28 protein-coding genes are annotated in these 26,833 nt (G+C 69.3%); 17 read left to right on the forward strand and 11 right to left on the reverse strand.

What is annotated here, in order from left to right; genetic code table 11:
* Positions 1-162 carry a helix-turn-helix domain-containing protein gene (locus tag ACFUPX_RS26485; RefSeq protein WP_383327538.1) on the forward strand — a complete coding sequence of 54 codons (162 nt, stop codon included), beginning with the start codon at positions 1-3 and terminating at the stop codon, positions 160-162.
* 47 nt (positions 163-209) lie between these two features.
* Positions 210-1,460 (forward strand): tyrosine-type recombinase/integrase, encoded by a 1,251-nt coding sequence (locus tag ACFUPX_RS26490; protein WP_383327541.1) that lies wholly within the window; start codon positions 210-212, stop codon positions 1,458-1,460.
* Between the two features lie 61 nt (positions 1,461-1,521).
* Here the strand turns inward: ACFUPX_RS26490 and ACFUPX_RS26495 are convergent, their stop codons facing one another.
* Positions 1,522-3,048, reverse strand: coding sequence for a TldD/PmbA family protein (locus ACFUPX_RS26495; protein WP_383327545.1), 1,527 nt, complete (start codon positions 3,046-3,048; stop codon positions 1,522-1,524).
* Positions 3,049-3,179: 131 nt separating this feature from the next.
* On the opposite strand from ACFUPX_RS26495, the gene fabG reads away from it, so the two are divergent.
* The 3 genes from fabG to ACFUPX_RS26510 all read left to right on the forward strand — a co-directional run bounded on the left by fabG (position 3,180) and on the right by ACFUPX_RS26510 (position 5,138).
* Complete coding sequence (gene fabG, locus ACFUPX_RS26500; RefSeq protein WP_383327548.1) at positions 3,180-3,899, forward strand: 3-oxoacyl-[acyl-carrier-protein] reductase; 720 nt, start codon at positions 3,180-3,182, stop codon at positions 3,897-3,899.
* A gap of 5 nt (positions 3,900-3,904) precedes the next feature.
* On the forward strand, positions 3,905-4,666 hold the full coding sequence (gene fabI, locus ACFUPX_RS26505) for an enoyl-ACP reductase FabI (protein WP_383327551.1): 762 nt from the start codon (positions 3,905-3,907) through the stop codon (positions 4,664-4,666).
* 115 nt (positions 4,667-4,781) lie between these two features.
* Complete coding sequence (locus ACFUPX_RS26510; protein WP_383327554.1) at positions 4,782-5,138, forward strand: hypothetical protein; 357 nt, start codon at positions 4,782-4,784, stop codon at positions 5,136-5,138.
* Here ACFUPX_RS26510 and ACFUPX_RS26515 read toward each other — a convergent pair.
* Positions 5,122-5,808, reverse strand: a complete 687-nt coding sequence (locus ACFUPX_RS26515; protein ID WP_383327557.1) for a FadR/GntR family transcriptional regulator — start codon at positions 5,806-5,808, stop codon at positions 5,122-5,124. The genes ACFUPX_RS26510 and ACFUPX_RS26515 overlap by 17 nt on opposite strands.
* Positions 5,809-5,912: 104 nt before the next feature.
* Here ACFUPX_RS26515 and ACFUPX_RS26520 point away from each other — a divergent pair, with 104 nt between their 5' ends.
* The 4 genes from ACFUPX_RS26520 (at position 5,913) to ACFUPX_RS26535 (ending at position 8,377) form a co-directional block, all read left to right on the forward strand.
* The gene (locus tag ACFUPX_RS26520) at positions 5,913-7,217 is read left to right on the forward strand and encodes a CynX/NimT family MFS transporter (protein ID WP_383327560.1); all 1,305 of its coding nucleotides are present in this window, start codon (positions 5,913-5,915) and stop codon (positions 7,215-7,217) included.
* Positions 7,218-7,260: 43 nt separating this feature from the next.
* Entirely contained in the window at positions 7,261-7,377 is a 117-nt protein-coding gene (locus tag ACFUPX_RS26525; RefSeq protein WP_107059069.1) for an SGM_5486 family transporter-associated protein, read from the forward strand.
* A gap of 168 nt (positions 7,378-7,545) precedes the next feature.
* On the forward strand, positions 7,546-7,770 hold the full coding sequence (locus tag ACFUPX_RS26530; RefSeq protein WP_383327564.1) for a hypothetical protein: 225 nt from the start codon (positions 7,546-7,548) through the stop codon (positions 7,768-7,770).
* Between the two features lie 88 nt (positions 7,771-7,858).
* Positions 7,859-8,377, forward strand: a complete 519-nt coding sequence (locus ACFUPX_RS26535) for a SixA phosphatase family protein (RefSeq protein ID WP_383327567.1) — start codon at positions 7,859-7,861, stop codon at positions 8,375-8,377.
* 129 nt (positions 8,378-8,506) lie between these two features.
* Here ACFUPX_RS26535 and serB read toward each other — a convergent pair whose 3' ends face one another.
* On the reverse strand, positions 8,507-9,721 hold the full coding sequence (gene serB / locus ACFUPX_RS26540; protein WP_383327570.1) for a phosphoserine phosphatase SerB: 1,215 nt from the start codon (positions 9,719-9,721) through the stop codon (positions 8,507-8,509).
* Between the two features lie 172 nt (positions 9,722-9,893).
* Positions 9,894-11,696 carry a streptophobe family protein gene (locus ACFUPX_RS26545; RefSeq protein ID WP_383327573.1) on the reverse strand — a complete coding sequence of 601 codons (1,803 nt, stop codon included), beginning with the start codon at positions 11,694-11,696 and terminating at the stop codon, positions 9,894-9,896.
* Between the two features lie 263 nt (positions 11,697-11,959).
* Here ACFUPX_RS26545 and ACFUPX_RS26550 point away from each other — a divergent pair, with 263 nt between their 5' ends.
* Positions 11,960-14,590 carry an FHA domain-containing protein gene (locus tag ACFUPX_RS26550; RefSeq protein ID WP_383327577.1) on the forward strand — a complete coding sequence of 877 codons (2,631 nt, stop codon included), beginning with the start codon at positions 11,960-11,962 and terminating at the stop codon, positions 14,588-14,590.
* 127 nt (positions 14,591-14,717) lie between these two features.
* Here ACFUPX_RS26550 and ACFUPX_RS26555 read toward each other — a convergent pair whose 3' ends face one another.
* The 3 genes from ACFUPX_RS26555 to ACFUPX_RS26565 form a co-directional block, all read right to left on the reverse strand.
* Positions 14,718-15,437, reverse strand: coding sequence for a transglycosylase SLT domain-containing protein (locus ACFUPX_RS26555; protein WP_383327580.1), 720 nt, complete (start codon positions 15,435-15,437; stop codon positions 14,718-14,720).
* Between the two features lie 294 nt (positions 15,438-15,731).
* The gene (locus ACFUPX_RS26560; protein WP_383327583.1) at positions 15,732-16,814 is read right to left on the reverse strand and encodes an S-adenosylmethionine:tRNA ribosyltransferase-isomerase; all 1,083 of its coding nucleotides are present in this window, start codon (positions 16,812-16,814) and stop codon (positions 15,732-15,734) included.
* A complete protein-coding gene (locus ACFUPX_RS26565) occupies positions 16,811-17,521 on the reverse strand; it encodes an SDR family NAD(P)-dependent oxidoreductase (RefSeq protein WP_383327586.1) in 711 nt (236 codons plus the stop codon). The genes ACFUPX_RS26560 and ACFUPX_RS26565 overlap by 4 nt, the downstream gene beginning before the upstream one ends.
* A 193-nt stretch (positions 17,522-17,714) precedes the next feature.
* Between ACFUPX_RS26565 and ACFUPX_RS26570 the strand changes: the two genes are divergently transcribed.
* From ACFUPX_RS26570 to chpE, 3 genes are all read left to right on the forward strand, one after another.
* Positions 17,715-18,860 (forward strand): GAF domain-containing sensor histidine kinase, encoded by a 1,146-nt coding sequence (locus ACFUPX_RS26570; RefSeq protein ID WP_383327589.1) that lies wholly within the window; start codon positions 17,715-17,717, stop codon positions 18,858-18,860.
* Positions 18,853-19,515 carry a response regulator gene (locus ACFUPX_RS26575; RefSeq protein ID WP_383327592.1) on the forward strand — a complete coding sequence of 221 codons (663 nt, stop codon included), beginning with the start codon at positions 18,853-18,855 and terminating at the stop codon, positions 19,513-19,515. Before ACFUPX_RS26570 ends, ACFUPX_RS26575 begins: the two co-directional genes overlap by 8 nt.
* 170 nt (positions 19,516-19,685) lie before the next feature.
* The gene (chpE, locus tag ACFUPX_RS26580; protein WP_383327595.1) at positions 19,686-19,931 is read left to right on the forward strand and encodes a chaplin ChpE; all 246 of its coding nucleotides are present in this window, start codon (positions 19,686-19,688) and stop codon (positions 19,929-19,931) included.
* A 374-nt stretch (positions 19,932-20,305) separates the two neighbouring features.
* On the opposite strand, the gene ACFUPX_RS26585 is transcribed toward chpE, so the two are convergent.
* Positions 20,306-21,085 (reverse strand): hypothetical protein, encoded by a 780-nt coding sequence (locus ACFUPX_RS26585; protein WP_383327598.1) that lies wholly within the window; start codon positions 21,083-21,085, stop codon positions 20,306-20,308.
* A gap of 123 nt (positions 21,086-21,208) precedes the next feature.
* On the opposite strand from ACFUPX_RS26585, the gene ACFUPX_RS26590 reads away from it, so the two are divergent.
* The 3 genes from ACFUPX_RS26590 (at position 21,209) to ACFUPX_RS26600 (ending at position 23,575) form a co-directional block, all read left to right on the forward strand.
* Positions 21,209-22,006 carry an ABC transporter ATP-binding protein gene (locus ACFUPX_RS26590; RefSeq protein WP_383327601.1) on the forward strand — a complete coding sequence of 266 codons (798 nt, stop codon included), beginning with the start codon at positions 21,209-21,211 and terminating at the stop codon, positions 22,004-22,006.
* 83 nt (positions 22,007-22,089) lie between these two features.
* Positions 22,090-22,518: an NfeD family protein gene (locus tag ACFUPX_RS26595; RefSeq protein WP_383327604.1), complete on the forward strand. Its 429-nt coding sequence runs from the start codon at positions 22,090-22,092 to the stop codon at positions 22,516-22,518.
* Positions 22,519-22,636: 118 nt separating this feature from the next.
* A complete protein-coding gene (locus ACFUPX_RS26600) occupies positions 22,637-23,575 on the forward strand; it encodes an SPFH domain-containing protein (protein WP_383327607.1) in 939 nt (312 codons plus the stop codon).
* Positions 23,576-23,590: 15 nt separating this feature from the next.
* On the opposite strand, the gene ACFUPX_RS26605 is transcribed toward ACFUPX_RS26600, so the two are convergent.
* The 3 genes from ACFUPX_RS26605 to ACFUPX_RS26615 form a co-directional block, all read right to left on the reverse strand.
* Positions 23,591-24,097 (reverse strand): HNH endonuclease, encoded by a 507-nt coding sequence (locus ACFUPX_RS26605; protein ID WP_383327610.1) that lies wholly within the window; start codon positions 24,095-24,097, stop codon positions 23,591-23,593.
* Positions 24,098-24,244: 147 nt separating this feature from the next.
* Positions 24,245-24,784 carry a YbhB/YbcL family Raf kinase inhibitor-like protein gene (locus tag ACFUPX_RS26610; protein WP_383327613.1) on the reverse strand — a complete coding sequence of 180 codons (540 nt, stop codon included), beginning with the start codon at positions 24,782-24,784 and terminating at the stop codon, positions 24,245-24,247.
* Between the two features lie 76 nt (positions 24,785-24,860).
* Positions 24,861-25,643: a sporulation protein gene (locus ACFUPX_RS26615; protein ID WP_383327616.1), complete on the reverse strand. Its 783-nt coding sequence runs from the start codon at positions 25,641-25,643 to the stop codon at positions 24,861-24,863.
* Between the two features lie 162 nt (positions 25,644-25,805).
* Here ACFUPX_RS26615 and ACFUPX_RS26620 point away from each other — a divergent pair, with 162 nt between their 5' ends.
* Positions 25,806-26,447 carry a DNA-3-methyladenine glycosylase gene (locus ACFUPX_RS26620; RefSeq protein ID WP_383327619.1) on the forward strand — a complete coding sequence of 214 codons (642 nt, stop codon included), beginning with the start codon at positions 25,806-25,808 and terminating at the stop codon, positions 26,445-26,447.
* Positions 26,448-26,833: the final 386 nt, after the last annotated feature.

Here is a 26,833-nt window from a genome sequence, read left to right on the forward strand (position 1 = left end):
ATGACCCCGGAAGAGGTGGCCTCCGAACTGGGGGTCACCAAGCGAGTCCTGATGGATTCGTACCGACGTTGGGGCATCCCGTACCTGAAGGTCGGCAAGCATGTCCGATTCCGAACTCGCGACCTACACAACTGGGTTGACGCCCGTATGCAGGGTGGCTAGGTTCGCGATGCATCACTAACCCATCAACATGAAGAGGGTGAACATGCGTGGCAACCATCAAGAAAGTTGACTGCTCGTGCCCCCGGCGCAAGAAACCGACGTGCCCGCACAAGCCGTACCGAGTGACCTACCGAGAGCCGGGAGGCAGGTCGGGCAAGCCGCGTCAGGTCAGCTTCAAGAAGCTGGAGGACGCGGAAGCGTTCGCGGTAAAGGTTGAACGGGACAAGGACTTAGGGACGTACATCAATCCCAAGGCTGGTCAGAGGACGTTCACGAGCGTTTGGGAAGAGTGGGTCAGTGCCGGGACTCTGGAAGAGTCCTCAAAGGCCAACTACGCGAGCGTGTACAAGAACCACTACCACGGACCATTCGGAAGTCGGGCCGTCGCCAGCATCAATCCAGAAATGATCAACGAGTGGGAGGTGGACCAGAAGGAGCGGGGCTACGCGGCGAACGGGATTTCCGTTCGGAGCAACATCCTCTCCTCTGTCTTCAACTATGCGGTGAATGCCGAGATCATCGGTCGGAATCCGTGCAAGAAGGCGAACCCTCGAAAGAAACGAGGGAACACGATGGCCACCCCCGTCACGGACGATGACATCCCATCCATGTCCGAGGTGATGGGGATCATTGCAGAGGCTCCAAAGCTGGTTAGGGCAGGGCTCTGGGCCATGGCAGGTACGGGAACCCGGGCTGGCGAGAGTCTGGCAATCGCCGACGAGTCGATGGACTGGGAGGCGGGGGTTCTCGCAGTCGACCACCAGGTGTCAGCGTTCGGATGTCAGGAGATCTCTGGCTACCGGCGAGGGGTCAAGCGAGGCACCAAACACCGGACCTTCGACGAAGCACGTAAGACTCCCGTGCCCGAATCCATCGTGCAGGTCTTCAACGATCACGTCGATGCATTTGGAACGTGGGGAGATCGCGGCTGGTTCTTCGAGTCACCGCGTCGGAACGATCGGCACCCGTCCTATGACTGGTTCCTGGCTCAGTTCAAGGCGGCAGCCAAGTCGGCAGGTACTCCGCAGTACACGCCCAAGAGCTTCCGTCACTTCTTCGTCTCGGAAGCCATCCACGCTGACATCCCGATGTTCGAGATCGCTGCATGGGTGGGACACCGCAGCACAAGAACGACTGAGTTGGTGTACGGGCACCTCGTTCGCAGGGCTATGGAGCGAGGCGCCCGGACCATGCATAACCGGCTGGGGCTGAAGCTGTCTCCCTTTAAGGGGCTGATCGTCCCGCCTCAGCTGACACCCACAGAGAGCGACATCGATGATTGGGCCGACGTTGGTTAGTCGGTTCGCTGTGATCGGGTGTCGACCTGGTGGAGACTTCTGGCCTGCCTGGGCTGTTCGATCAAGGGCGCCCAGACTCGGCCGAAGCGTTCAGGATGTTCACACCTCGAAACAGTGCGGACGGGCATCCGTGAGACACAGCGGCAACCTGTCCAGGTTGGGCCTTTCCGCAGTTGAAAGCCCCTCCTAGTACGTACGTCTGGGGTCCTCCGACCTTGTCCATGGAGCCCCAGAACTCAGGGGTGATTCCCTGATAGGCAACATCCCGGAGCTGCCCTGCAAGGCGGCCGTTCCGGATGAGGTATGCCCTCTGCTGTGTGAACTGGAAGTTGTACCTCTGCATGTCGATCGACCAGGAACGGTCACCGACCACGTAGATACCGCGGTCGACGCCCCCGATCAGGTCCTCCGTGGAGAGCCCGCCCGGATCGGGCTGTAGAGACACGTTCGCCATGCGCTGCACCGGGACGTGCCCGGGGGAGTCCGCGTACGCGCAGCCGTTGGACCGCTCGAAGCCGGTGAGCTTCGCGATCCGCCGGTCCAGCTGGTAGCCGACCAGGGTGCCGTCCTTCACCAGGTCCCAGGACTGCGCGGCCACGCCCTCGTCGTCGTACCCGATGGTCGACAGGCCGTGCTCGGCGGTCCTGTCGCCTGTCACGTTCATGATCGACGAGCCGTACGCGAGCTTGCCGAGCTGGTCGAAGGTGGCGAACGACGTCCCCGCGTACGCCGCTTCGTATCCGAGCGCGCGGTCCAGCTCGGTGGCGTGGCCGATGGACTCGTGGATCGTCAGCCAGAGGTTGGAGGGATCGACGACCAGGTCGTACGTGCCCGCCTCCACGCTCGGCGCCCGCATCTTCTCGGCGAGGTGCTCGGGGATGCGGGCCAGCTCGGCGTCCCAGTCCCAGCCGGTGCCCGTGAGGTACTCCCAGCCGCGCCCGACCGGCGGCGCGATGGTCCGCATCGAGTCGAACTCGCCGCTCGTCGCGTCGACCGCGACCGCGGTGAGCTGCGGGTGGAGGCGGACCCGCTGCTGCGTGGTCACCGTCCCCGCCGTGTCCGCGTAGAACTTGTTCTCGTGCACGGTGAGCAGCGAGGCGTCGACGTGCGAGACGCCGTCGGCGGCCAGGAGTCGGGAGCTCCACTCGGCAAGGAGACCGCTCTTCTCCTCGTCCGGCACGGAGAAGGGATCGATCTCGTACGAGGAGACCCAGGTCCGGTCCGCGTGCACGGGCTCGTCGGCGAGCTCGACCCGCTCCTTGGACCCCGCCGCCTTGATGACTTTGGCCGAAAGCTTCGCCATCGCCACGGCCTGGGACGCGACCTTGGCCGCCGCGTCCATCGTCAGATCGACGCCCGAGGCGAATCCCCACGTGCCGCCGTGCACGACACGGACCGCGTAGCCGAGGTCCGTGGTGTCCGAGGTGCCGGACGGCTTGGCGTCCCGCAGCCGCCAGGACGCGCTGCGCACCCGCTCCACGCGGAAGTCCGCGTGGTCCGCGCCCAGGGCCCGCGCGCGGGCGAGGGCGGCGTCGGCGAGGGCCCTGAGCGGCAGCGCCGTGAACGCTTCATCGATGGAATGAGGCACGGATGTCTCCCTGCTTTCTGTAGGGACCCGACAGTGAGTCCGGTGAGCCACTGTCGGTCGTCGATTCTCCGTATGGAGCACCGTACCGATAGGTTTTCGAGGTACCAGACCGCTATCGAAAGGGTGATCCGTTGAGCCGCTCGGTTCTCGTCACCGGAGGAAACCGGGGCATCGGCCTCGCCATCGCCCGCGTCTTCGCCGACACCGGCGACAAGGTCGCGATCACCTACCGCTCGGGTGAACCGCCCCAGGACCTCACTGAGCTCGGAGTTCTCGCCGTCAAGTGCGACATCACCGACACCGAGCAGGTGGAGCAGGCCTACAAGGAGATCGAGGAGAAGCACGGTCCGGTGGAGATCCTGGTGGCCAACGCCGGGATCACCAAGGACCAGCTCCTCATGCGGATGTCCGAGGAGGACTTCACGTCCGTCCTCGACACCAACCTCACCGGCACCTTCCGTGTCGTGAAGCGCGCCAACCGCGGCATGCTCCGCGCCAAGAAGGGCCGCGTCGTACTGATCTCCTCCGTCGTCGGCCTGATGGGCGGCCCGGGGCAGGCGAACTACGCCGCCTCCAAGGCCGGCCTGGTCGGCTTCGCGCGCTCGCTCGCCCGTGAGCTCGGGTCGCGCAACCTCACTTTCAACGTCGTCGCGCCCGGTTTCGTCGACACCGACATGACCAAGGCGCTGACCGACGACCAGCGGTCGAACATCATGGCGCAGGTGCCGCTCGGCCGTTACGCGCAGCCCGAGGAGATCGCCGCCGCGGTGAAGTTCCTCGCCTCGGACGACGCCTCGTACATCACTGGAGCCGTCATCCCGGTTGACGGCGGATTGGGCATGGGTCACTGATCACCATGAGCGGAATTCTCGACGGCAAGAAGATTTTGATCACGGGCGTTCTGATGGAGTCCTCCATCGCGTTCCACGCGGCCAAGGTCGCGCAGGAGCAGGGCGCCGAGGTCATCCTCACCGCCTTCCCGCGCCCCACTCTCACCGAGCGCATCGCCAAGAAGCTGCCCAAGCCTGCCAAGGTCATCGAGCTCGACGTGACCAACCAGGAGCACCTCGACCGCCTCGCGGGCCTGGTCAAGGACGAGCTGGGCGGCCTCGACGGCGTCGTGCACTCCATCGGCTTCGCCCCGCAGGGTGCCTTCAACTTCCTCGAGGCGTCCTTCGAGGACGTCGCGACGGCGATGCACGTCTCCGCGTTCTCCCTGAAGTCGCTCACCATGGCCTGCCGTCCGCTCTTCGGCGACGGCGCCTCGGTCGTCGGCCTCACCTTCGACGCGCAGTTCGCCTGGCCGAAGTACGACTGGATGGGCCCGGCCAAGGCCGCCCTCGAGGCGACCTCGCGCTACCTCGCCCGCGACCTGGGCAAGGAGAACATCCGCTGCAACATGATCTCGGCGGGTCCGATCGGCTCCATGGCGGCCAAGTCCATCCCGGGCTTCGCCGACCTCGCGGACGTCTGGAACACCCGCTCCCCGCTGGACTGGGACATGGCCGACCCCGAGCCCGCGGGCCGCGGCATCGTCGCGCTGCTCTCGGACTTCTTCCCGAAGACCACCGGCGAGATCGTCCACGTCGACGGCGGCGTGCACATGATGGGTGCCTGAGCAGGCATTCCGTACGTTCCTGACGCCCCGTCCCCCGCACCGCGCGGGAGGCGGGGCGTCCCCCGTTCGGCCCACTGACCAGGCGGGGTCGCGGCACGGGCGCGCACCCTGAGGTGTGCGCCCGTCATCCCCTGCGGTGCTCGCCGCTCTCACCCTGCTGATCGCCCTGCCGTACGGCGCCGCGTCGCATGCCGTCTCAGAGGCGAAGCGCCCGCGCGTGCGCGTGGAGGCGGCCGAACCCCGGCCGTTCGGCTCGGAGTGCCGCATCAGCGTCAAGGGCTCGGAAGCGGTCGTCCACTGCCACAACCCGTACCCCGAGACCGACCGGGTCCGGCTGCACGTGGAGTGCGAGCAGTGGTGGGACATCGACAGCGACGGCGTCTTCGTCGAGGCCGGACCCGCCGAGACCGTGCGGCTGGCCGGGCGGTGCTGGAAGGAGATCCGGTCCGTCTGGGTCAGCCACGAGAAGTGAACAGCTCGGGGCGGCACATGAACGGATAGGCGGCCGCCTCCCTGGCCGCCGCCTCCGCGTCGTTCTCGCGGATCGCGTCGACGAGCCTGGCGTGGTCCATGTGGCTCTCGGGGGTCAGTTTCTCGCCGACGTCCTCGCGCAGCCAGTCCCGCATGACCTCGCCCAGGTCGGCGTACATCGCCGTCATCACGTCGTTGTGGGACGCGGCCACGACGGCCAGGTGGAAGGTCGCGTCGGCCGCCACGAAGGCCTCCGCGTCGCCGGAGGCCCAGGCCTCCTCGCGGCGCACCAGAAGGGCGTCGAGCTGCTTGAGGTCGCGCTCCGTGCGCCGCTGCGCGGCCAGCTTCGCCGCGCTCGACTCCAGCGTGCTGCGCAGCTCCGCGATGTGCCGCGGCTCCGCGTCGGCGAACCTGCGCTGCATCACGCCGGCCAGTTCGCTCGTCGCGACCACGTAGGTGCCCGAGCCCTGGCGGATGTCGAGGAGGCCGTTGTGCGCGAGGGCGCGGACCGCCTCACGGACGGTGTTGCGTGCCACGCCCAGCTGCTCCACCAGCTCGGGCTCGGTGGGGATGCGGGAGCCGACCGGCCACTCGCCCGAGGAGATCTGATTACGCAGCTCGGCGATGACCTGTTCGGAGAGCGCCGAGCGGTGAGGGGTGGTCAGTGGCATGACGTTCCTTCGTGCGCGATGTGACGGAGACAGTAGCTGCGATGTGACGGAAACAGTGGCAACGGATTGGACAGCCAATCATCCCATGATTCTATGATGGCCCCATGGCTAGTGAGGAAACCGGGACGATGACAGATACACCGACGACAACACCGATACGTACCGACGTGGCGCACGGGGCGGAGAAACAGGCCCCCACGCGCGCGTGGGCGACGCGTCTGGTCATCGTCGGCATCGTCCTGGCCGCCCTCAACCTCCGCCCGGCCATCACCAGCCTCGGCTCCCTCCTCGAAGAGGTGCGTGACGGACTCGGCATGAGCGGCACGCTCGCCGGACTGCTCACCTCCGTCCCGCCGCTCTGCTTCGCGGTCTTCGGCGTCATGGCCCCGCGGCTCGCCCGCCGCTTCGGCCCCAGCGCCGTGGTCTGTGCGGGCATGGTCGCGATCGCCACCGGCCTGGCCATCCGCCCCTTCCTCGGCGGCACCGTCGGCTTCCTGGCCGCGAGCGCGCTCGCCCTCATGGGCATCGCGGTCAGCAACGTCCTGATGCCGGTGATCGTCAAGCGCTGGTTCCCGGACCGGGTCGGCTCGATGACCGGGCTCTACTCGATGGCGCTCGCGCTCGGCACGTCGATGGCGGCGGCCATCACGGTGCCCATGACCGACGCGATGGGCGGCAGTTGGCAGTCCGGGCTCGCGGTCTGGGCGACGCTCGCCGTCGTCGCCGTCGTGCCGTGGGTGCCGCTCGTGCGGGACAAGAGCGCCGCCTCGGCCGCCCCGGAGCACGTCAGCTCCGCGGTGCGCCAGGAGGACGCGGGCCTGCGCATCACGCGCAGCCGTACGGCATGGGCGCTGGCCTGCTTCTTCGGACTCCAGGCGACCGCCGCGTACATCACGATGGGCTGGATGCCGCAGATCTTCCGTGACGCGGGAGTCCCCGCGGGGGAGGCCGGTGTGCTGCTCGCCGTCACCATGGCGATGGGCGTGCCGCTGGCCTTCGTCATCCCCAGGGTCGCCACCCGGCTGCCGAACCAGGGACCCGTCGTGGTCGTGCTCGGCGCCTGCGGCCTCGCCGGGTACGCGGGTCTCTACCTCGCCCCCGAGAGCGGCGCCTGGGCCTGGGCCCTGCTGCTCGGCGTCTCCAACTGCGCCTTCCCGCTGGCCCTCACCATGGTCGGCATGCGGGCCAAGAGCAGCGTGGGCGTCGCCAAGCTCTCGGCCTTCGCGCAGAGCACCGGCTACCTGATCTCGATCCCGGGGCCGCTCCTGGTGGGCATGCTCTACCAGCACAGCGGTGGCTGGGGGCTGCCGATCGCGCTCATGGCGGGCCTGATGGTGCCGCAGATCGTGGTGGGCATCCTGGCGGGCCGCAACCGCACGGTCGAGGACGAGGTCGCGGCGGCGGGCTGACCCCGGCGAAGACCCCTCGGACAAAGGGTGCGAGACTCTCCCCATGCCAGTGCTCGACCCGAACCCCCAGAACGGCCAGAAGAAGCTGCTCATCGTGCTCGGCGCGATGCTGGCCATCACCGTGATCATCGGCATCATCGCCTCCATCGCCTCGCCGTGAACTGCCCCCGGCGTGGCGGATGGTGGGGTTAGCACCACCATCCCCTAGGGGGTCAGTGTCAGGGTCAAGTGGGTGGATCACCGGATGTGCTGAGGGTCGCCGGATCCGTACCTTCGAGATGTGGCCGCGAAGGCGCGGCACGCAGGACCCGAAGACCACGGAGGCGGCATGTCGGCCCGTTCGCACGTTCAGCGCGACCCGGGAGCCCCCAGGGACTCCGAGAGTGTCGAGATCCAGCTTCCGTGGTGGGCGATCGCCCTTCCCGCCATCGCCTTCGCCGCCCTGCTCCTGCTGATACTGAACCCCGCCGACGCGCACGCCGCGAGCGGCGAGCCGGTGGTCACCCACCTGCTCGAGCGCATCCAGGAGACGGTGTTCCGTACGACCCCGTGACCTGCCCCGGGTGGACGCGGTCACCCGTGCCGGGGGAGCACGCCAACTCCTTGCGCCCGCTGGCGCGTTTCATGCGAAGCTGGGACGCATGAGCGTCGCAGAACCCCGCAGGATTGTCCTTTTCCGGCATGCGAAGGCCGACTGGCCCCAGGTGTCCGACCACGAGCGCCCGCTCGCGGAGCGCGGCCGCAAGGATGCCCCCGTCGCCGGGCGCAAGCTGGCCGACAGCGGCATCCCTTTCGACCTGGCCCTCTGCTCGACCGCCGCCAGGACCCGCGAGACATGGAAGCTCGCCGTCCATGAGCTGCCCCACAGGCCCAGGACCGTCTACGAGGAGCGGCTGTACGAGGCCTCCCCGGGTGAGCTGATCGCCGTGCTCAACGAAACCCCGGACGACGTGCAGAACGTCGTACTGATCGGCCACAACCCCGGAGTGCAGGGTCTCGCCGACATCCTCGCGGGCGACGCCGAGGGCGACGTGCGTACACGAATGGACCGTCGCGGCTTCCCGACCTCGGCCTTCGCCGTCCTGACGTACTCCGGCTCATGGAAGGCCCTGGAGCCGGGGGTCGGCACACTGGCCGACTACTGGGCGCCTTCCGAGTAGGTCGCCGGCCGTAGACGCCGCGGTAGATGTCGCGGTAGGTAACGCACACGTACGCCGACGCCGATGGGCCTGGTACCGCCGCGATGCGGTACCAGGCCCATCGACGTACACGCATGACGGGCGTGACGTTCAGTCGGTGTGCGTGTCCGCCGCCTCGACCTCTTCGCGGGTGACGCCGAGGAGGTAGAGCACGGTGTCGAGGAACGGGACGTTCACCGCGGTGTGCGCCGCCTCGCGGACGACGGGCTTGGCGTTGAAGGCGACACCGAGGCCGGCCGCGTTCAGCATGTCGAGGTCGTTGGCGCCGTCGCCGATCGCGACGGTCTGCTCCAGCGGGACCCCGGCCTCGTCGGCGAAGCGGCGCAGGAGGCGGGCCTTGCCCGCGCGGTCCACGATCTCGCCGGTCACCTTGCCGGTGAGCTTGCCGTCGACGATCTCCAGGGTGTTGGCCTGGGCGAAGTCGAGGCCGAGACGTTCCTTCAGATCATCGGTGACCTGGGTGAACCCGCCCGACACGACGCCCACTTGGTAGCCGAGGCGCTTGAGCGTGCGGATGAGGGTGCGGGCGCCGGGGGTGAGGCGGACCTCGGAGCGGACCTTGTCGACGACGGAGACGTCGAGCCCGGCGAGGAGCTCCACGCGGGCGTGCAGCGACTGCTCGAAGTCCAGTTCGCCGGCCATCGCGGCGGCGGTCACCTCGGCGACCTCGGCCTCGCAGCCCGCGTGCGCCGCGAAGAGTTCGATCACCTCGTCCTGGATGAGGGTCGAGTCGACGTCCATCACGATGAGCCGCTGGGCGCGGCGGTGCAGGCCCGCGGCGACGACGGCGACGTCCACGCCGAGCTTCGCCGCCTCCAGGGCGAGGGCGGTGCGCAGCGGTTCGGTCTCCGTGCCGGAGACGGCGAACTCCACCGCGGTGACCGGGTACTTGGCGAGGCGGAAGATGCGGTCGATGTTGCCGCCGGTCGCGGTGATGCTGGCGGCGATGGAGGCGGTCGACTCGGCGGTGAGGGGATGGCCGAGCACGGTGACGTGGGAACGGCCGAGGCCACGCGGGCGGTTGTCGCCGATGCCCGAGATGATCTCGGCCTGCATCCTCAGGGAGTCGGCCCAGCTGTGCACGGTGGACCGCAGGTCGCCCTCCAGGCCGACCGGCGGCGCGGTCACGAGCGCGCACAGCACGATGCGGCCACGGGTGACGACCTGCTCGATGTCGACCACGTCGACGGAGTAGGCGGCGAGGGTGTCGAAGAGGCCCGCGGTGATACCGGGGCGGTCCTTGCCGAAGATCTTGACGAGGAGCGTAGGGACATCGGCGGGCTGCGGGGGCTGCGAAGCGCTCATGGTGATGCCACCGTATCCGGCGGTGCGGCTCGGCCGCCGGGGTGGTCCGCTTGCCGGACACCTCCCGGGTGATCGGGTGGTTGGGCGGGACAGGGACACCCCGGGACAGGGACACCCACAGCAGAACCAAGCCGCGTCACCGCGCCAAGCCGCGTCACAGAAGAAGCCGCGTTTACCGCCCCCGCCCTCCCCGCGGCCCCCGCTCCGGAGGTGGAGGCGGCGGTGGCGGGGGAGGAGGCGGCGGCCAGTCGCCGTTGCCCGAGGAGCGGGGGCGCGGCTTCGGCTGCGGAGGCGGAGCGACCGGCCCCACCACCGTCGGCGCCCCGGACACATCACGCGGCGGCCGGAGGTAGGGGTTGGTGTCAGGATTCGAGGGCCGGAAGGGGGCCCCGGGACTGTAGGGCCCCGCCGCCCCAGCCGGGCCCGAAGCTCCAGCCGGGCCCGAAGCTCCAGCCGGGCCCGAAGCCCCAGCCGGACCCGAAGCCGAAGCTCCACCCGCTCCACCCGCCCCCGCCACACCACCGGCCCCCGCCGCCACCCCACCCGGCGGAGCCCCAGGCATCCCCAGGCCGAGGGCGAACGCCGAAACCCGGCCCCCCGCGGCCCCACTCGCCACCGCGAGCACCGCCCCCACCGCCCCCGCGCCCGCACCCCACGCCGCGCCCAGCAGGAACGCCATCCCCAGCTGACCGTGCAGCTCGATCCCCGCCCCGAACGCGTCGAAGCCGAGCACCGAGAGCGAGGCGTCCGCGGACACCCCCGTCAGCCACACCATCAGCGGCAGCCCGAGCGCGGTCACCGCGCCGAGCCGTACCGCACACTGCCCCGCGAACCTCAAAGCGCCGCTCTCGCCACGTAAGTAAGGAGTACGGACGGCGGTGAGCACCCCGGCGAACAGGATCATCAACGCCGCCGCGACGCCCAGCAGCCAGACCCGGCTGTCGAGTTCCGCGAGCCGCCCCAGCGTCACCGGCTCGTTCCCCGAGGCGCCCGACCCCGTCAGAAGGTCGTCCAGCGGATCCGGCAGCAGCTTCGCCAACTGGCCCGTCGCCTCGCCGTCCCACGGCACGAAGAGCCCGATCGGCACCCCGAGCCACACCCCGTTCGGCGCCCCGAGCAGCGCCGCCCCCGCGATCCGCTTGGGATGGGCGTCGCCGATCATCGCGTACAGCGCCGCCGCGAGCCCGGCGAGCACCGCCACGAGCGCCACCGCGACCAGAGCGGACGCGGCGGGCCGCACCACGCGGTGGACGGCGCCCCACCCCCGCGGCAACGGCGTACGACGCGAGGCGAGCAGTGCGATCAGCAGGACGACGAGCACCCACACCGCGCCCCCGAGCAGCGTCGGAGCCAGGTCCACCGTGAAGCCGACCGACGCCTTCGCCTTCGCGAGGTCGCCGAGCCGGTCGGGCAGCAGACCGCCGATGTCACCGAGGCCACCGGGAAGTTTGTCCGTGATGTCGTCCGGGAGCTGGTCGATGCCCTTGTCGATGCCCTGGTCGATCCCCAGCTGGTCGCCGTCGATCGTGATGATGTCGTGACCCGCCCAGGCGAGCCCCCCGAGCATCGCCAGGAAGAGGGCGATCACGGCGCCCGCGCGCGCGGCAAGTTCGCCGGATGTGATCGCAACTCCCGCCCCGCGCAAGGAGCGTAGGAAAAAATACGCAAGGAGAACGGCGCCCGCGAGCCCGACGCCCAGTGGCGCGATGTCGATCGCGGTGGTCGCCTCGGCGCCGTCGAGCCCGAACGCCGAGACGTCGCCGGACGGGGTCACCGAGCCACCCGCGCCGAGCGCCACCACGGCCGCCGTCATCGGCCCCAGTGACCCCACCGCGTCCGCGCCGAGCAGATGGAGGCCGAGCGCGGCCGTACCGGCCATACCGACAAGAGCCCAGCTCACGGCGGCGATCGCGGAGAGCAGCACGTCGCCCCACCGCACCCGCCGGTCTTCGACCTGATTCCCGCCGGTCTCCATGAGGACCCCCCGACTTCCGCCGCGTCGCCCAATTCGTACGAGATGTGCGCAATGCGCATGATCCGTATGCACTCATGGGCGGTTACTACTCTCCGGGGCGGTTTCTGCCCCGTCAACGGGGCGGTCGTGGAGGCCCGTACGCAGTCTTCACAAGGCCCGACTTTCGGTCAGAGGCCTCAGCCTGAAATAGTTCCTCCCGATGTTCGACATCCCTAGACTCCCCATATGGGGGCTAGCTCGGGGGACAACTCAGTGGGGCTGGAGTGCCGGAACTCGTACTGGAATTGAATGGAAGGACCTGGACGCTCGATCCGTCCAGGTCATACACCCTCGGTCGTGATCCGCAGGGGGATCTCGCGCTCGACGACGCCAGGGTGTCCTGGCGTCACGCCACGATCAGCTGGAGCGGCCGCAGTTGGGTCATCGAGGACCACGGCAGCACCAATGGCACCTTTGTGCAGGGCCAGCGGATCCACCAGATGGAAATCGGCCCCGGCTCTGCCGTGAACCTGGGCAACGCGACCGACGGTCCGCGACTGAACGTGTCCGGCAGTGCCTCGGGCGCCGCCGCCGTGTCGACGCCGCAGCAGGCCGCTCAGCAGGCACCGGCCCATCAGGCGCCTGCTCACCAGGCACCGCAGCACCAGGCACCGCAGCACCACGGGCAGCAGCAGGGCGGACCCGGCTGGGCCGCCAAGGCATCCCAGCAGCGGGCGCCGCAGTACCCGGCGCAGCAGCAGATGCCCCAGCAGCAGGGCTGGCCGCAGCCCCAGCAGCAGGCGCAGCACCAGCAGTACCAACAGCCTCAGCAACCGCAGGTCCCGCAGCAGCAGGGCCCCGGTGCCGGCTCCGGCGGTGTCGCGGGGGCCCCGCCGGTCTACGGGGACCGCAGCCCGACGACGTTCCACCAGCTCTCGCTCGGCCGCAAGATGCGCATCGGCCGTGCCCTGGAGAACGAACTGGTCGTCTCCGACCTCCAGGTCTCGCGGCACCACGCCGAGTTCACGGCGACTCCGGACGGCCGCTTCGAGATCCACGACCTCGGCTCGCACAACGGCACGTACATCAACGGCCAGCCGGTCGCGAAGTCGGGCACGGCCCTCATCGGCCCGAACGACATCGTCAGCGTCGGCCACTCGACGTTCCGCCTCGTCGGCGACCGGCTCGAGGAGTTCGTCGACACCGGTGAGATCTCCTTCTCCGCCCGCCACCTGACGGTGACGGTCGACGGCGGCAAGGACATCCTCAAGGACGTCTCCTTCGGCGTCCCCGAGAAGTCGCTCATCGCGGTCATCGGCCCCTCGGGCTCCGGAAAGTCCACCCTCCTCAAGGCGCTCACCGGCTACCGGCCCGCCAACAAGGGTGACGTCCTCTACGACAACCGGAACCTGTACAAGCAGTTCGCCGAGCTGCGCCAGCGCATCGGTCTGGTCCCGCAGGACGACATCCTGCACAAGGAACTGACCGTCAAGAAGGCCCTCAAGTACGCCGCCAAGCTGCGCTTCCCCTCGGACACCAGCGAGCAGGAGCGCGAGCAGCGCATCGACGAGGTCCTGCGCGAGCTCAAGCTGGACATCCACAAGGAGAAGAAGGTCACCTCCCTCTCCGGTGGCCAGCGCAAGCGCGTGTCGGTGGCACTGGAGCTGCTCACCAAGCCGTCGCTGATCTTCCTGGACGAGCCGACCTCCGGTCTCGACCCGGGCATGGACCGCGACGTCATGCAGCTCCTGCGCGGCCTCGCGGACGACGGCCGTACGGTCCTGGTCGTCACGCACTCGGTCGCCGAGCTGGCGATCTGCGACAAGCTCCTGGTGATGGCACCGGGCGGTTCGGTCGCGTACTTCGGTCCGCCGGAGGAAGCGCTCAACTTCTTCGGCTACTCGACGTGGGCGGACGTCTTCTCGGCGTTCGAGAACTACCGCGACTACGACTGGGCGGGCCGCTGGAAGGGCTCGCAGCACTACCAGATGTACGCCGCCGACATCGACGCCGTGGCCGCGCAGTCGGTCCACATGCCGCCCGCGCAGGCGATCAGGCCGCCCAAGCCGCAGGGCTGGGGCTCGCAGCTGTGGACCCTGATCCGCCGCTACACCTCGGTGATCGCCTCGGACAAGGGCTTCCTCGGCCTGATGGTGATATTGCCCGCGGTCCTCGGCATCGTCAGCGTCGTCATCCCGGCCGAGTTCGGGCTCGGCCCGCCCAAGCCGCCGGTCAAGTTCAACGGCGACGCCGGAACGATCATGCTGATCCTCGCGGTCGGCATGTGCTTCTCCGGCGCCGCCAACTCCGTACGTGAGCTGATCAAGGAACGGGTCATCTACGAACGGGAGCGGGCCACCGGCCTCTCCCGCTCGGCGTACCTCATGTCCAAGGTCATCGTCCTCGGCGTGATCACGGCCTTCCAGGGCGTCATCATCTGCGGCATCGGCTTCGCGACGCGCGACATGCCGGAAGAGGGCCTGATCCTGCCCCCGGCCGTCGAGATCTGCCTGACGATCATCGCCCTGGGCTTCACCTCGATGATGTTCGGCCTGGTCATCTCCTCGCTGGTGAAGACCGCCGAGAAGACCATGCCGCTCCTGGTGATGTTCGCGATCGTCCAGGTCGTCTTCACCGGCGTGCTCTTCCAGGTCTACGGCTCGCCGGGCCTGGAGCAGTTCGCCTGGCTGATGCCCTCGCGCTGGGCCATCGCCGGCGCCGGCGCCACGCTGGACCTGGCGCACCTCATGCCGCCGTGGGACCCGAAGAAGCCGGGCGATCTCGACCCGCTGTGGGACCACTCGGCGGGCCAGTGGGGCATGAACATCACGATCCTGCTCCTGATCGGCGTCGCCTGCGGCTTCGCGGTCGCGCGACTGCTGCGGCGCCATGAGCCGGAGGTCATGCGCAAGTAAGCACGCTCTCTGCCCCCGGGCGGACGAGAAGGGCGGCACCCCTGGTGGGGTGCCGCCCTTCGGCGTCTGTCGAGCCTCGGTGAAGAGGTCCGTCGATCAGGAGATCGGGTCGATCAGCAGATCAGGCTCAGTAGGCGCTGTTCACGTTGTCCATCGAGCCGTAGCGGTCGGCCGCGTAGTTGGCCGCGGCGGTGATGTTCGCGACCGGGTCGAGGATGTTCGAGGACGTGCCCTCTACGTGGTACGCGTTGAACGTGGGCTGGATGACCTGGAGCAGGCCGACCGACGGGGTGCCGTTGATGGCGTTGATGTCCCAGCCGTTCTTGGCGTTCGGGTCGCCCGCGGACTCACGGATGATGTTGCGGTGCAGGCCCTCGTAGGAGCCGGGGATGCCCTTGGACTTCATGATGTCCAGGGACTGGCGGATCCAGCCGTCGAGGTTGTTGGCGTAGACCGGCTTGCGCGCGGCGGCACGGCTCGCGGCTTCCTGGGCCTTGCGCTCGTCCTCGGCCTTCTTCTTGGCCGCGGCCTCCTCGTCGGCCCGCTTCTTCGCGGCGGCGTCGGCCTCGGCCTTCGCCTTCGCGGCCGCGGCGTCCTTGGCCTGCTTGTCGGCGGTGTTCCGCTGCTTGATGACACCGGCGTGCACGGCCTGCTGGGCGTCGACGTTCTGCTTGAAGGCCACCGGGGCCGCGTCGAGGCTCTGCGTCTGGGTTCCGGCATCGGCGCTGCCCGGCACGAGGGAGAACGCGAGGGCGGCGGCGCCGAGCGTGGCGACACCGGCGATCGAGAACTTCTGGGTCTTCGTCAGCGCGGGGCGACTATGACCAGGGGTGCTGTGCTGGGGCATGGCAGATGGACCTCTTCGAATCGCGGAGGTCGCTCTGGCCGGCGGGGACATTTGCTTCTCCGGCACAAACGCCGCGGTGCGAGACCGCGGCGCCGAGCGACGGGAGCAATTCTTAGCGGGCGCAAAATTCTGTGGCAAAGCAGTGACGTACGAAGCCGGGTAGTGGATCAGGGGGTGCGCCGTACGCTTTGACGGCATTGCACCCCGTGCTCATAAAGGGATACTTCATCCACTAGGCGACTTCGTACGTGACGTGCGTCCTATGCGCGGGCTCACATCGACCACGTAACAACCTCACCAACAGTTGCCCTCGCAACTCTCTGCGTGAGCAAACTCCTCCGGAAGTAGGAGATGCACGTCGCCGAACTCATGCCAGAGGTAGAGACGGCGTACCGCCTCCGCATAACCGCGGTCCACGGCGGCCCGGCCCGCGATCGCCTCCAGCATCAGCAGATGCGAGGCCTGCGGCTCGTGCAGCCCCGTGAGCAGCCCGTCCACCACCCGCACGCCCCGCTCAGGCGTCACCACGAGCTCCGTACGGCCCGCCGCGGCCCCGACCACCCCGTCGGGCCCCGTGGCGGACTCGACGGCGCGCACGGCCGTCGTGCCGACCGCGATGACGCGCCCGCCGCCCGCCCTCGCGGCATTGACGAGCCGCGCCGACGCCCCGGGCACCTCGAAGAGCTCCGGATACGGCGGCTCGTGCGCCTCGGGCGATGCCACCCCCGTGTGCAGGGTGACCGGCGCGAACTGCACGCCCCGGCTCACCAGGCGCGCCACCAGGTCCGCCGTGAACGGCCTGGCCGCGCTCGGCATCTCCGCGCTGCCGCTCCCGTCGGCCGAGGGGAGCGCGAACACGGTCTGGTGGGCGGAGAGCGGCTGGTCCCTCTCTGTGTAGGAGTAACGGATGGCGCGGCCGTGCCGCCGCAGCAGCGCGGGCACATCGGCCGACACCCGGGCCCACCACAACCGCCCGCTGCCCGGGGCCAGCGGCTCGTCGAGGATGAGGCGTACGTCCCCGGGGAGCCGCACGACTGAATACGCGGGCCCGCCCGCGCGCGCCCGCGTGGTGCCCCGGCCGTCGGGATCCCGCAACTCGACGGCCCACCGTCCGTCGTCGCCCCGCGTGGAGAAATGCACCACCACGCGCGCGTGCCCAAGGGTTCCGTCGACCGCGGCGGGCAGCGTCCGCGAGGTGTTCACGATCAGCAGATCCCCGGCCCGCAGCAGCGCGGGCAGGTCGGTGAACGCGTGGTGCGAGACCTCCGTCCCGCGCGACACGAGCAGCCGCACCGCGTCCCTGCCGAGCCCCTGGCCCCGCTGCTCCGCGGGGACACGGGCCGCAAGCTCCTCGGGCACCCGCACGGCCAGCGTCATCGCGCGTCCAGGAGAGCGTCCAGGAGAGAGGGAGCGGAGTACCGCCCGCTCGCCGGGCGCTCGTCCAGCAGCCGCAGGAAGGCGGGCACCACCGAATCGGGCGCGGGCCGCCCCGACGCGTCGTCGTCCGGGACGGCCGCTTCGTAGAGGTCGGTCCGCATGTCACCGGGGTCGACCGCCCACACCCTGATCCCCGGCTCCTCCACGGCAAGGACCGCCGACAGATGATCGAGAGCGGCCTTGGACGCTCCGTACCCTCCCCATGTCTCGTACGCCTCGACGGCCGCGTCGGAGCTGACGTCGACCACCGCGGCCGTCTCCGAGGCCCGCAACAAGGGCAGCGCCTCCTGGACCAGCCCCAGGGCCGCCACCACATTGGTCTCCAGCGCCTGCCGCAGCCCGTCGAGCGTGAGCTCCTCAAGGCGCACGAGAGGCTGCGCCCCCAGCGCGCTCGCGTTGTTCACCAGCAGATCGAGACCGCCCAGCTTGTGCGCGGCGGCCACCAGATCGGCCCGGTGCCCGGCATCCGTGACGTCCCCGGCGACGGCCTCCACGCGCGTGCCGCTCGCCGCCAGGCCCCGCGCGGACTCGTGGAGCGCGGCGGCCGTTCTCGCGTCGAGCACCAGATCCCACCCCCGCGCGGCGAGCGCCGCCCCCAGCGCACGCCCCAGCCCCTTCGAAGCCCCCGTGATGATCGATACCGGCATGACATCCGTCCCCTCGGGTCGTCCTGACAGCCACTTCTCCAGCGGATGACCTCACGCTACGAACGGACCCGCGCCCGGCGCCTCGTGCGCGGGCCGCAACGGCTCAGGGCCCTTCGGCCTACGCCCACGGCCCTAGGCGGTGGCCGCCACAGGTCCGATACGCACTGTCACACCCCGCCGGTACGGTGAGGCCATGAGTCAAGGTCACCGGTCCGGCCTGAACGCGGTGAGCTCCGCGCTCCTGGCCATGAGCAGACAGCTCGAGGTGCGCGACGTCCTCAAGACGATCGTCGCCTCCGCCCGCGAGCTGCTCGACGCGGAGTACGCGGCGCTCGGCGTCCCGGACGACCACGGCGGGTTCGCCCAGTTCGTCGTCGACGGCGTCAGCGAGGAGCAGTGGCGTGCCATCGGCCCGCTGCCCCGCCAGCACGGCATCCTCGCCGCGATGCTGCACAAGGCCGAGCCCGAGCGCCTCGCCGACGTGCGCGAGGACCCGCGCTTCGAGGGCTGGCCCTCCGCCCACCCGGACATGTCCGACTTCCTCGGCCTGCCGATCCGGTACGGGGACGAGACGCTGGGCGCGCTCTTCCTCGCCAACAAGCAGTGCCCCAAGCCGAACGGCGGTTGCGGCTTCACCGCCGACGACGAAGAACTGCTGACGATCCTCGCCCAGCACGCCGCGATCGCCCTCACCAACGCCCGGCTCTACGAACGCAGCCGCGAGCTGACCATCGCCGAGGAACGCTCGCGCCTCGCCCACGAACTGCACGACGCCGTCAGCCAGAAGCTCTTCTCGCTGCGCCTGACGGCCCAGGCCGCGACCGCCCTGGTGGACCGCGACCCCGCGCGCGCCAAGGGCGAACTCCAGCAGGTGGCCGTGCTCGCGGCCGAGGCGGCGGACGAACTGCGCGCCGCCGTCGTGGAGTTGCGCCCCGCCGCCCTGGACGAGGACGGCCTGGTCGCCACCTTGCGTACGCACGCGCACGTCCTGGACCGCGCGCACTCCGCCGAAGTCACCTTCGAGAGCCACGCCGTTCGCGCCCTGCCAGCCGCCCAGGAGGAGGCGATGCTGCGCGTCGCCCAGGAGGCGCTGCACAATGCCTTGCGCCACTCCGGAGCCGATCGCGTCTGCGTGGCCCTGACGCGGCGCGGCGCGGGAGCCGTGCTGCGGGTGACGGACGACGGCAGCGGCTTCGACCCGCGCGCGATCCGCCGCGCGGGTCGGCACTTGGGCCTGGTCTCCATGCGGGACCGGGCCGGCGGGGTCGGCGGACGGCTGACCGTGGAATCGGAGCCCGGAAAGGGCACGACGATCGAGATGGAGGTTCCCGGTGGCTGACGCTGTGCTCAATCCGAAGACAGGGATCCGGGTGCTGCTGGTCGACGACCACCAGGTGGTCCGCCGCGGTCTGCGTACGTTCCTCGAGGTGCAGGACGACATCGAGGTCGTGGGGGAGGCGTCGGACGGCGCCGAAGGGGTCGAGCAGGCCGAGAAGTTGAAACCGGACGTCGTCCTCATGGACGTCAAGATGCCGGGCATGGACGGGGTCGAGGCGCTGCGCAAGCTCCGCGAACTGGCCAACCCCGCGCGCGTGCTCATCGTCACCAGCTTCACCGAGCAGCGCACGGTCGTCCCGGCCCTGCGCGCCGGCGCCGCCGGGTACGTCTACAAGGACGTCGACCCGGACGCCCTGGCGGGCGCCATCCGCTCCGTGCACGCGGGCCATGTGCTCCTCCAGCCCGAGGTGGCGGGTGCGCTGCTGTCCCAGGAGGAGTCCCATTCGGGTCACGGCAGGGGCGGTTCGCTCACCGAGCGGGAGCGCGAGGTCCTGGGGCTCATCGCCGACGGCCGCTCGAACCGCGAGATCGCGCGTGCCCTCGTGCTCTCCGAGAAGACCGTCAAGACCCACGTCTCGAACATCCTGATGAAACTGGACCTCGCCGACCGTACCCAGGCCGCCCTGTGGGCCGTACGACACGGTGTGACCGGCTGATCGACGCTCCGGCGCACTCTGTCAACGGGCGGAGTGGACCGTCGTGTTCCGGTCTGAGATTCATACCGTCGTGTGGATGTCCCCCGTTCGGCGCAACCTGTGGGCCGCCGGACCGTTCTCCAGTGCGTGCTGCGGCGGCTGGCCGCGGCGATCACTAGGAGGACCCAGAAGTGAAGAACCTGAAGAAGGCCGCTGCCGTCACGATGGTGGCGGGTGGCCTCGTCGTCGCCGGTGCCGGTCTCGCCTCCGCCACGGACGGTGCGCACGCGAACGGCAAGGCCGTGAAGTCGCCGGGCGTCGGCTCGGGCAATCTCGTCCAGGCGCCGGTGCACATCCCCGTGAACGCCGTGGGCAACACCGTCTCGGTCATCGGAGCCCTCAACCCCGCCTTCGGCAACCTCGGCGTCAACCACTGACGCACCCCGAAGCCACGGCCCCGCGGGCATCGCCCGCGGGGCCGCATCGATAAACGGCTGCACGCGCCCCCGAGGGGGCACGGGGAACCGCGCGACACCCGACGAAGCACGCGCCCCCAAAGGGGCACGGGGAACTGCGCGACAAGCCACGAAGCACGTGCCCCGAAGGGGCGCGGGGAACTGCGCGACAAGCCACGAAGCACCGGCAGCCAAAACGCAAAGCACGCGTAGCCAAGCCACGAAGCACGCGCAGCCAAGCCACACCACAATGCACGCGCAGCCAAGAGGCACCGCAGCCGAGAAGCGCCGCCCCCGCAGCGAAGCGGCAGCAGCCCCGGGGCCACCCCGAGGACTGCCAGGGCGCCCACCCCCGGCTACCGCTCCCGCTCCTCCACGTACGCGTTATAGGCGGCCACCTGAGCCCGCCGAGCCGTCCGTTCGACCGGACGCAGCGCTTCCCCCCGGGCCGCCATCTCCGAGGCGCTCACCGCCCCGCCATGGCCGTTCTCGTACGCCACCGAGATCAGCAGTCCGACCCGCTGGGCCAGCTCCAACACCCGTACCGCACGCGGCGGGTATCCCGGCGCGAGAGCCTCACGCCCCCGCTCGGCCCGCGCCCGGTACGCGTCCACCGCGGCCTCGGCGACCGGCCCCGAGCCCGCGACGTCGAGCTTCGAGAGCACCTGGGTCGCGTCCCGCAGCGCCTCGGCGAGCTCACGTTCCGCCTCGCCGAGCGAGGGCACGTCGGCCGGCGGCGCCTCCCGCACCGGCAGGCAGTGCCAGAGGACCTCCACGTGCACATCACCCTCGGGCCCCGCCTCGGTGACCTCGGGCACGAACCCGTACGGCACTCCGAAGGCGACGACCGCCTCCTGCGCCTCCAGGGCCCGCGCGTTGAACGCGGGCGGCCCGCTGAGACCGAGCGGATGCCCCGGCGCGGGGAGCGCGACCCGGAGCCCGGTCGCCCCCAGCGTGCGCAATCTTCCGAGGGCGAGGGTGAGACCGACGGGCCCCGACTCGCCGGGGAGGCCTTCGACCCGGTGCACGGCGTCGTCACCGACTATCGCGAGCACCGCGTCATCCGGCGAGACAAGTCCGGCAAGAAGGGCATTTCCCCATGCTGCCAAGCGTCCTGAGCGTGGTTCCGAGAGCATGTGTACAGCCTAAGGACCGGGCTAAGGACTGGAGCGCTCGACCGGTGGCGTAGGTTTTCTCCCAGGGGACTGCGTCCACAGACGCAAGCGACAGCCGAGACTGCAATGGGAGACAACGCGCTCATGAGCGATGTACTGGAGCTGGAGGACGTATCCGTTGTCCGCGAGGGCCGGGCTCTGGTGGACCAGGTCTCGTGGTCGGTCAAGGAGGGTGAGCGCTGGGTCATCCTCGGACCGAACGGCGCGGGCAAGACCACCCTCCTGAACGTCGCGTCCAGCTATCTCTACCCGAGCACCGGCACCGCCACCATCCTCGGCGAGACCCTCGGCAGGCCCGGCACGGACGTCTTCGAGCTCCGCCCGCGCATCGGCGTCGCCGGTATCGCGATGGCCGAGAAGCTGCCCAAGGCCCAGACCGTGCTCCAGACGGTGCTGACCGCCGCGTACGGCATGACCGCCGGCTGGCACGAGAACTACGAGGAAGTCGACGAGCAGCGCGCCCGCGCCTTCCTCGACCGCCTCGGCATGACCGACTACCTGGACCGCAAGTTCGGCACCCTCTCCGAGGGGGAGCGCAAGCGCACCCTGATCGCGCGCGCCCTGATGACCGACCCCGAACTCCTCCTCCTGGACGAGCCCGCCGCGGGCCTCGACCTCGGCGGCCGCGAAGACCTCGTACGCCGCCTCGGCCGCCTCGCCCGCGACCCGATCGCCCCCTCGATGATCATGGTCACGCACCACGTCGAGGAGATCGCCCCCGGTTTCACCCACGTCCTCATGATCCGTCAGGGCAAGATCATGGCCGCGGGCCCGCTGGAGCTCGAACTGACCTCGCGCAACCTCTCCCTCTGCTTCGGCCTGCCCCTGGTGGTCGAGGAGCGGGGCGAGCGCTGGAGCGCCCAGGGCCTCCCGCTCGGCTGACACCGGCGCGAACGGCCGGGCACGCTCCGGCGAAGAGATCACGTGCCCTGTGCGGGAAGGGCCCGCGGTCCTACCATGACCATGTGGACATCGACGCATGGGTGTGGTGGCTGATCGGAGCCGTCGCGCTCGGAATCCCGCTCGTACTGACCGCGATGCCGGAGTTCGGCATGCTCTCCGTGGGCGCCGTCGCGGGCGCCGTGACCGCGGGCCTCGGCGGCGGCACCGTGCTCCAAGTCATCGTCTTCGCCGCGGTGTCGGTCGCGCTCATCGGGGTGGTGCGCCCCGTGGCGGCGCGACACCGCTCCCAACGGCCCGAACTGGCCACGGGGATAGAGGCGTTGAAGGGCAGGACGGCCGTCGTCCTGGAACGGGTCGACGGTTCGGGCGGCCGGATCAAGCTCGCCGGCGAGATCTGGTCCGCCCGCTCGCTCGACACCGACCAGAGCTACGAGGCGGGACGCGAGGTGGATGTCGTCGAGATCGACGGGGCGACGGCCATCGTCATGTGAATGCACCACGGGCCGTACGCCGGTCTGACAGACTCGACCAGCAAGATCTTCGAGAGCCCGTGTTCCGGCTCCGCGGATCTTCCGGGAACACCGAGCAAGAGGGGTACGGGGAACAACGATGCAACCAATCATCATCGTCCTGATCATTCTGGTGGTGCTGGTCTTCATCGCCCTGATCAAGACGATCCAGGTGATCCCACAGGCCAGTGCGGCGATCGTCGAGCGCTTCGGCCGCTACACACGCACGCTGAACGCGGGCCTGAACATCGTCGTCCCGTTCATCGACTCGATCCGCAACCGCATCGACCTCCGTGAACAGGTCGTCCCGTTCCCGCCGCAGCCGGTGATCACCCAGGACAACCTCGTGGTGAACATCGACACCGTCATCTACTACCAGGTGACCGACGCCCGCGCCGCGACGTACGAAGTCGCCAGCTACATCCAGGCGATCGAGCAGCTCACCGTCACCACCCTGCGCAACATCATCGGTGGCATGGACCTGGAGCGGACGCTGACGTCCCGCGAGGAGATCAACGCCGCGCTGCGCGGCGTCCTCGACGAGGCCACCGGCAAGTGGGGCATCCGCGTCAACCGCGTGGAGCTCAAGGCGATCGAGCCGCCGACCTCCATCCAGGACTCGATGGAGAAGCAGATGCGCGCGGACCGCGACAAGCGCGCCGCGATCCTCCAGGCCGAGGGTGTGCGGCAGTCGGAGATCCTGCGCGCCGAAGGTGAGAAGCAGTCCGCGATCCTGCGCGCCGAAGGTGAGGCCAAGGCCGCGGCCCTGCGCGCCGAGGGCGAGGCCCAGGCGATCCGTACGGTCTTCGAGTCCATCCACGCGGGCGACGCGGACCAGAAGCTCCTCGCGTACCAGTACCTCCAGATGCTCCCGAAGATCGCCGAGGGCGACGCGAACAAGCTCTGGATCGTGCCGAGCGAGATCGGCGACGCCCTCAAGGGTCTGAGCGGCGCCATGGGCAACTTCGGTCCCATGGGCGGCGGCGGTTCGGGCGGCGAGCCCGCCAAGGAGCGCCGCGAACAGCCGCCGATCGACTGAGCGTCCCGCGAGCGGCTAGGCGGCAGGCGCTCCCAGCCACTCCGGCAGAGTGGCCCACTCGTCCCGGCCGAGCGCCAGCAACATCGCGTCCGCGGGCGTCGGCTCGAACGGCTGCCGCAGCAGCGGCATCCCGGCCTCTTCCGGCGTGCGGTCCGCTTTGCGGTGATTGTCCTGCGCGCACGAAGCGACCGTGTTCAACCACGTGTCCCTGCCGCCCTGCGCCCGCGGCACCACGTGGTCCACGGTCGTCGCCCGCCTCCCGCAGTACGCGCACTTGTGCTGGTCCCGTACGAGAACACCACGCCGCGACCACGGAGCCCGTCTTCGGAAGGGCACCCGTACATACCTGCAGAGCCTGATCACCCGAGGCACCGGTATCTCGACCGCCGCCGCGCGCACACGGAGTCCGGGGTGGGCCTGCTCGACGACGGCCTTGTCGCTGAGGACCAGCACGACGGCACGGTTCAGCGTCACCGTCGACAGCGGCTCGAAGCTCGCGTTCAGCACCAGCGTGTCCCGCATTTCGCCCACCTCCCGTATGCACACCGACCCACCCCCTGGCGGGCTGGGATCAACTCTGGCCGGGCACGCCGAGATGGACAACGCAATAAAAAATGCCCGCCCCTGATCACTTCCATGACCAGGGGCGGGCAAACGTTCAGTGAACGCTCAGCTACCGGCGGGAGCCGCGTACTCGGCGAGCAGCTGCGCGCGCCCGAGCGTGTGGAACCGGAGATTGAATCCGATGGCGGCGGGCGACGTGTCGGAGTCCGGCCCGAGCTTCTCCTGATCCACCGCGTACACGGTGAACACATAGCGGTGCGCCGGGTCACCGGGCGGCGGCGCCGCGCCCCCGAATTCCTTCGTCCCGTAGTCGTTGCGCACCTGCACCGCCCCCTCGGGCAGCCCCTCGAACTTGCCGCTGCCCGCACCCGTGGGCAATTCCGTCACCGACACCGGGATGTCGATGACGGACCAGTGCCAGAACCCGCTGCCCGTGGGCGCGTCCGGGTCGAAGCACGTCACGGCGAAGCTCTTGGTCTCCGGCGGGAAGCCTTCCCACCGCAGGTGCGGCGAGGTGTTCCCGGCCGCCTGGACCTGAGCGTCCTTAAGGACCGCCCCCGGTTCGAAGTCCTCGCTCACGACCGTGAACGACGCCACGGGCGGATGGAAGTCATGGGGAAGCGGCGGCCTCTTGAGCTCGGTCACGTCGGCACCTCCTGGTTGGTTCCTGCTGGGCGGTAGCTCTACGGCTCTGCTGTTTCGAGCCTAGAACCATTCGAGCCTAGAACCAGTTGCGCTTGCTGCCGACCTGGGACAGCCATTCGTTGAGGTACGCCGCCCAGTCCGTGCCCTGGAAGTCGGCAAGACCGACCTTGAACGACCGGAACGAGTCGCTGCCCTCGCTGAAGAGACCCGGCTTCTTGTCCATCTCCAGGATGACGTCCATCTCCCGGTCGTCGGCCACGAAGCTCAACTCGACCTGGTTCAGACCGCGGTACTGCTGCGGCGGGAAGAACTCGATCTCCTGGTAGAACGGCAGCTTCTGCCGCGTACCGCGGATGTGCCCGCGCTCCATGTCGGCGCTCTTGAAGCGGAAGCCCAGCTGGATGAAGGCGTCCAGGATGGCCTGCTGCGCCGGCAGCGGGTGCACGCTGATCGGGTCCAGGTCACCGGAGTCCACGGCCCGCGCGATCTCGAGCTCGGTGGTCACACCGATGTTCATGCCGCGCAGCTGCTGCCCGTCGATGGAGGTGACCGGCGTCTCCCAGGGAATCTCCAGGCCGAACGGCACCGAGTGCACCTGGCCCGCCTGGAGCGTGAAGGCCCCACCCAGGCGCAGCTTCGTGAACTCGATGTCCTGCTTCGTCTCCTGGTCGTTGCCCTCGACCTCGACCCGCGCCTGCAGACCGACGGACAGGCCCTCGATCTCCTGGTCCACGGACCCGCCCTGGATCCGCACCTCGCCCTGCACGACTCCACCGGGTACGACATTGACCTCGGTCAGCACCGTCTCCACCGAAGCACCGCCGGCCCCCAGGCTCGCAAGCAGCTTCTTGAACCCCATGACTCTCCTCCCCCAGGCCCCGCCTGTGGTTCGACTCGACTTGAATCCTTGATCCATACAAACGCGGTGAACCCACGTCCGGTTCCGCGTCCTCACCCTGGCAATCCGTACGGCCGGTGACCACCCATCCGTACGGAACCGTCTCGCGTAGGCTCGGACACCATGATCGAGGCCCTTGACCGTACGCCCCTCACACGTGACTTCTTCGAGCGCCCTGTCCTCGATGTGGCCCCGGATCTGCTGGGCCGGGTCCTCGTGCGCACGTCACCTGACGGTCCGATCGAACTGCGCCTGACAGAGGTGGAGGCGTACGCGGGTGAGGCCGACCCCGGATCACACGCCTATCGCGGCCCCACCGCCCGCAACGGCGTGATGTTCGGTCCGCCCGGACACGCGTACGTCTACTTCACCTACGGCATGTGGCACTGCCTCAACGTGGTGTGCGGCCCGGAGGGCAAGGCGAGCGGGGTGCTGCTCAGGGCCGGTGAGATCACGACCGGCGCCGAGACCGCCCGCAAGCGTCGACTCTCGGCCCGCAACGACAGGGAACTGGCCAAAGGCCCTGCCCGCCTGGCCACGGCCCTTGACGTGGACCGAAGCCTCGACGGCGCCGACTTCTGCGCGGGGCGGGAAGCCCCTCTCACCCTCCTTGCGGGCACGCCCGCGGACCCCGACCAGGTCAGCAGCGGCCCCCGCACGGGAGTCGGCGGCGAAGGAGCCGTCCACCCCTGGCGCTTCTGGATCCCCAACGACCCGACGGTGAGCCCTTATCGGGCCCATACGCCCCGACGCCGCCGAACTTGACGGGGCCCTGGGGGAACCGTAATGTGGCCCGAGCCGCTTGACCCGGGTACGGCGTTCTGCCAGCAGCCGGAAGCGGCCAACCACTACCTACGACTTCCCCTCAGCGGGGGCGAATTTGGCGTGCTCGCATGCCGGAATTCAAACTCGCGGAACTCGATTATGAGTTGCAGAGGGAATCCGCTAACGTAGTGAACACGCCGAAAGGCAAAGGCCCTCCAACGGCCACTGGAAATGAAATCCGAACCGGGAACGGAACGGAAAACGGATCTGGTAAGGTTGGAAACACGAAATACCGAAGGGAAGCGCCCGGAGGAAAGCCCGAGAGGGTGAGTACAAAGGAAGCGTCCGTTCCTTGAGAACTCAACAGCGTGCCAAAAGTCAACGCC

It is taken from the genome of Streptomyces sp. NPDC057302 (genome assembly GCF_042667685.1).
Lineage (GTDB): Bacteria > Actinomycetota > Actinomycetes > Streptomycetales > Streptomycetaceae > Streptomyces.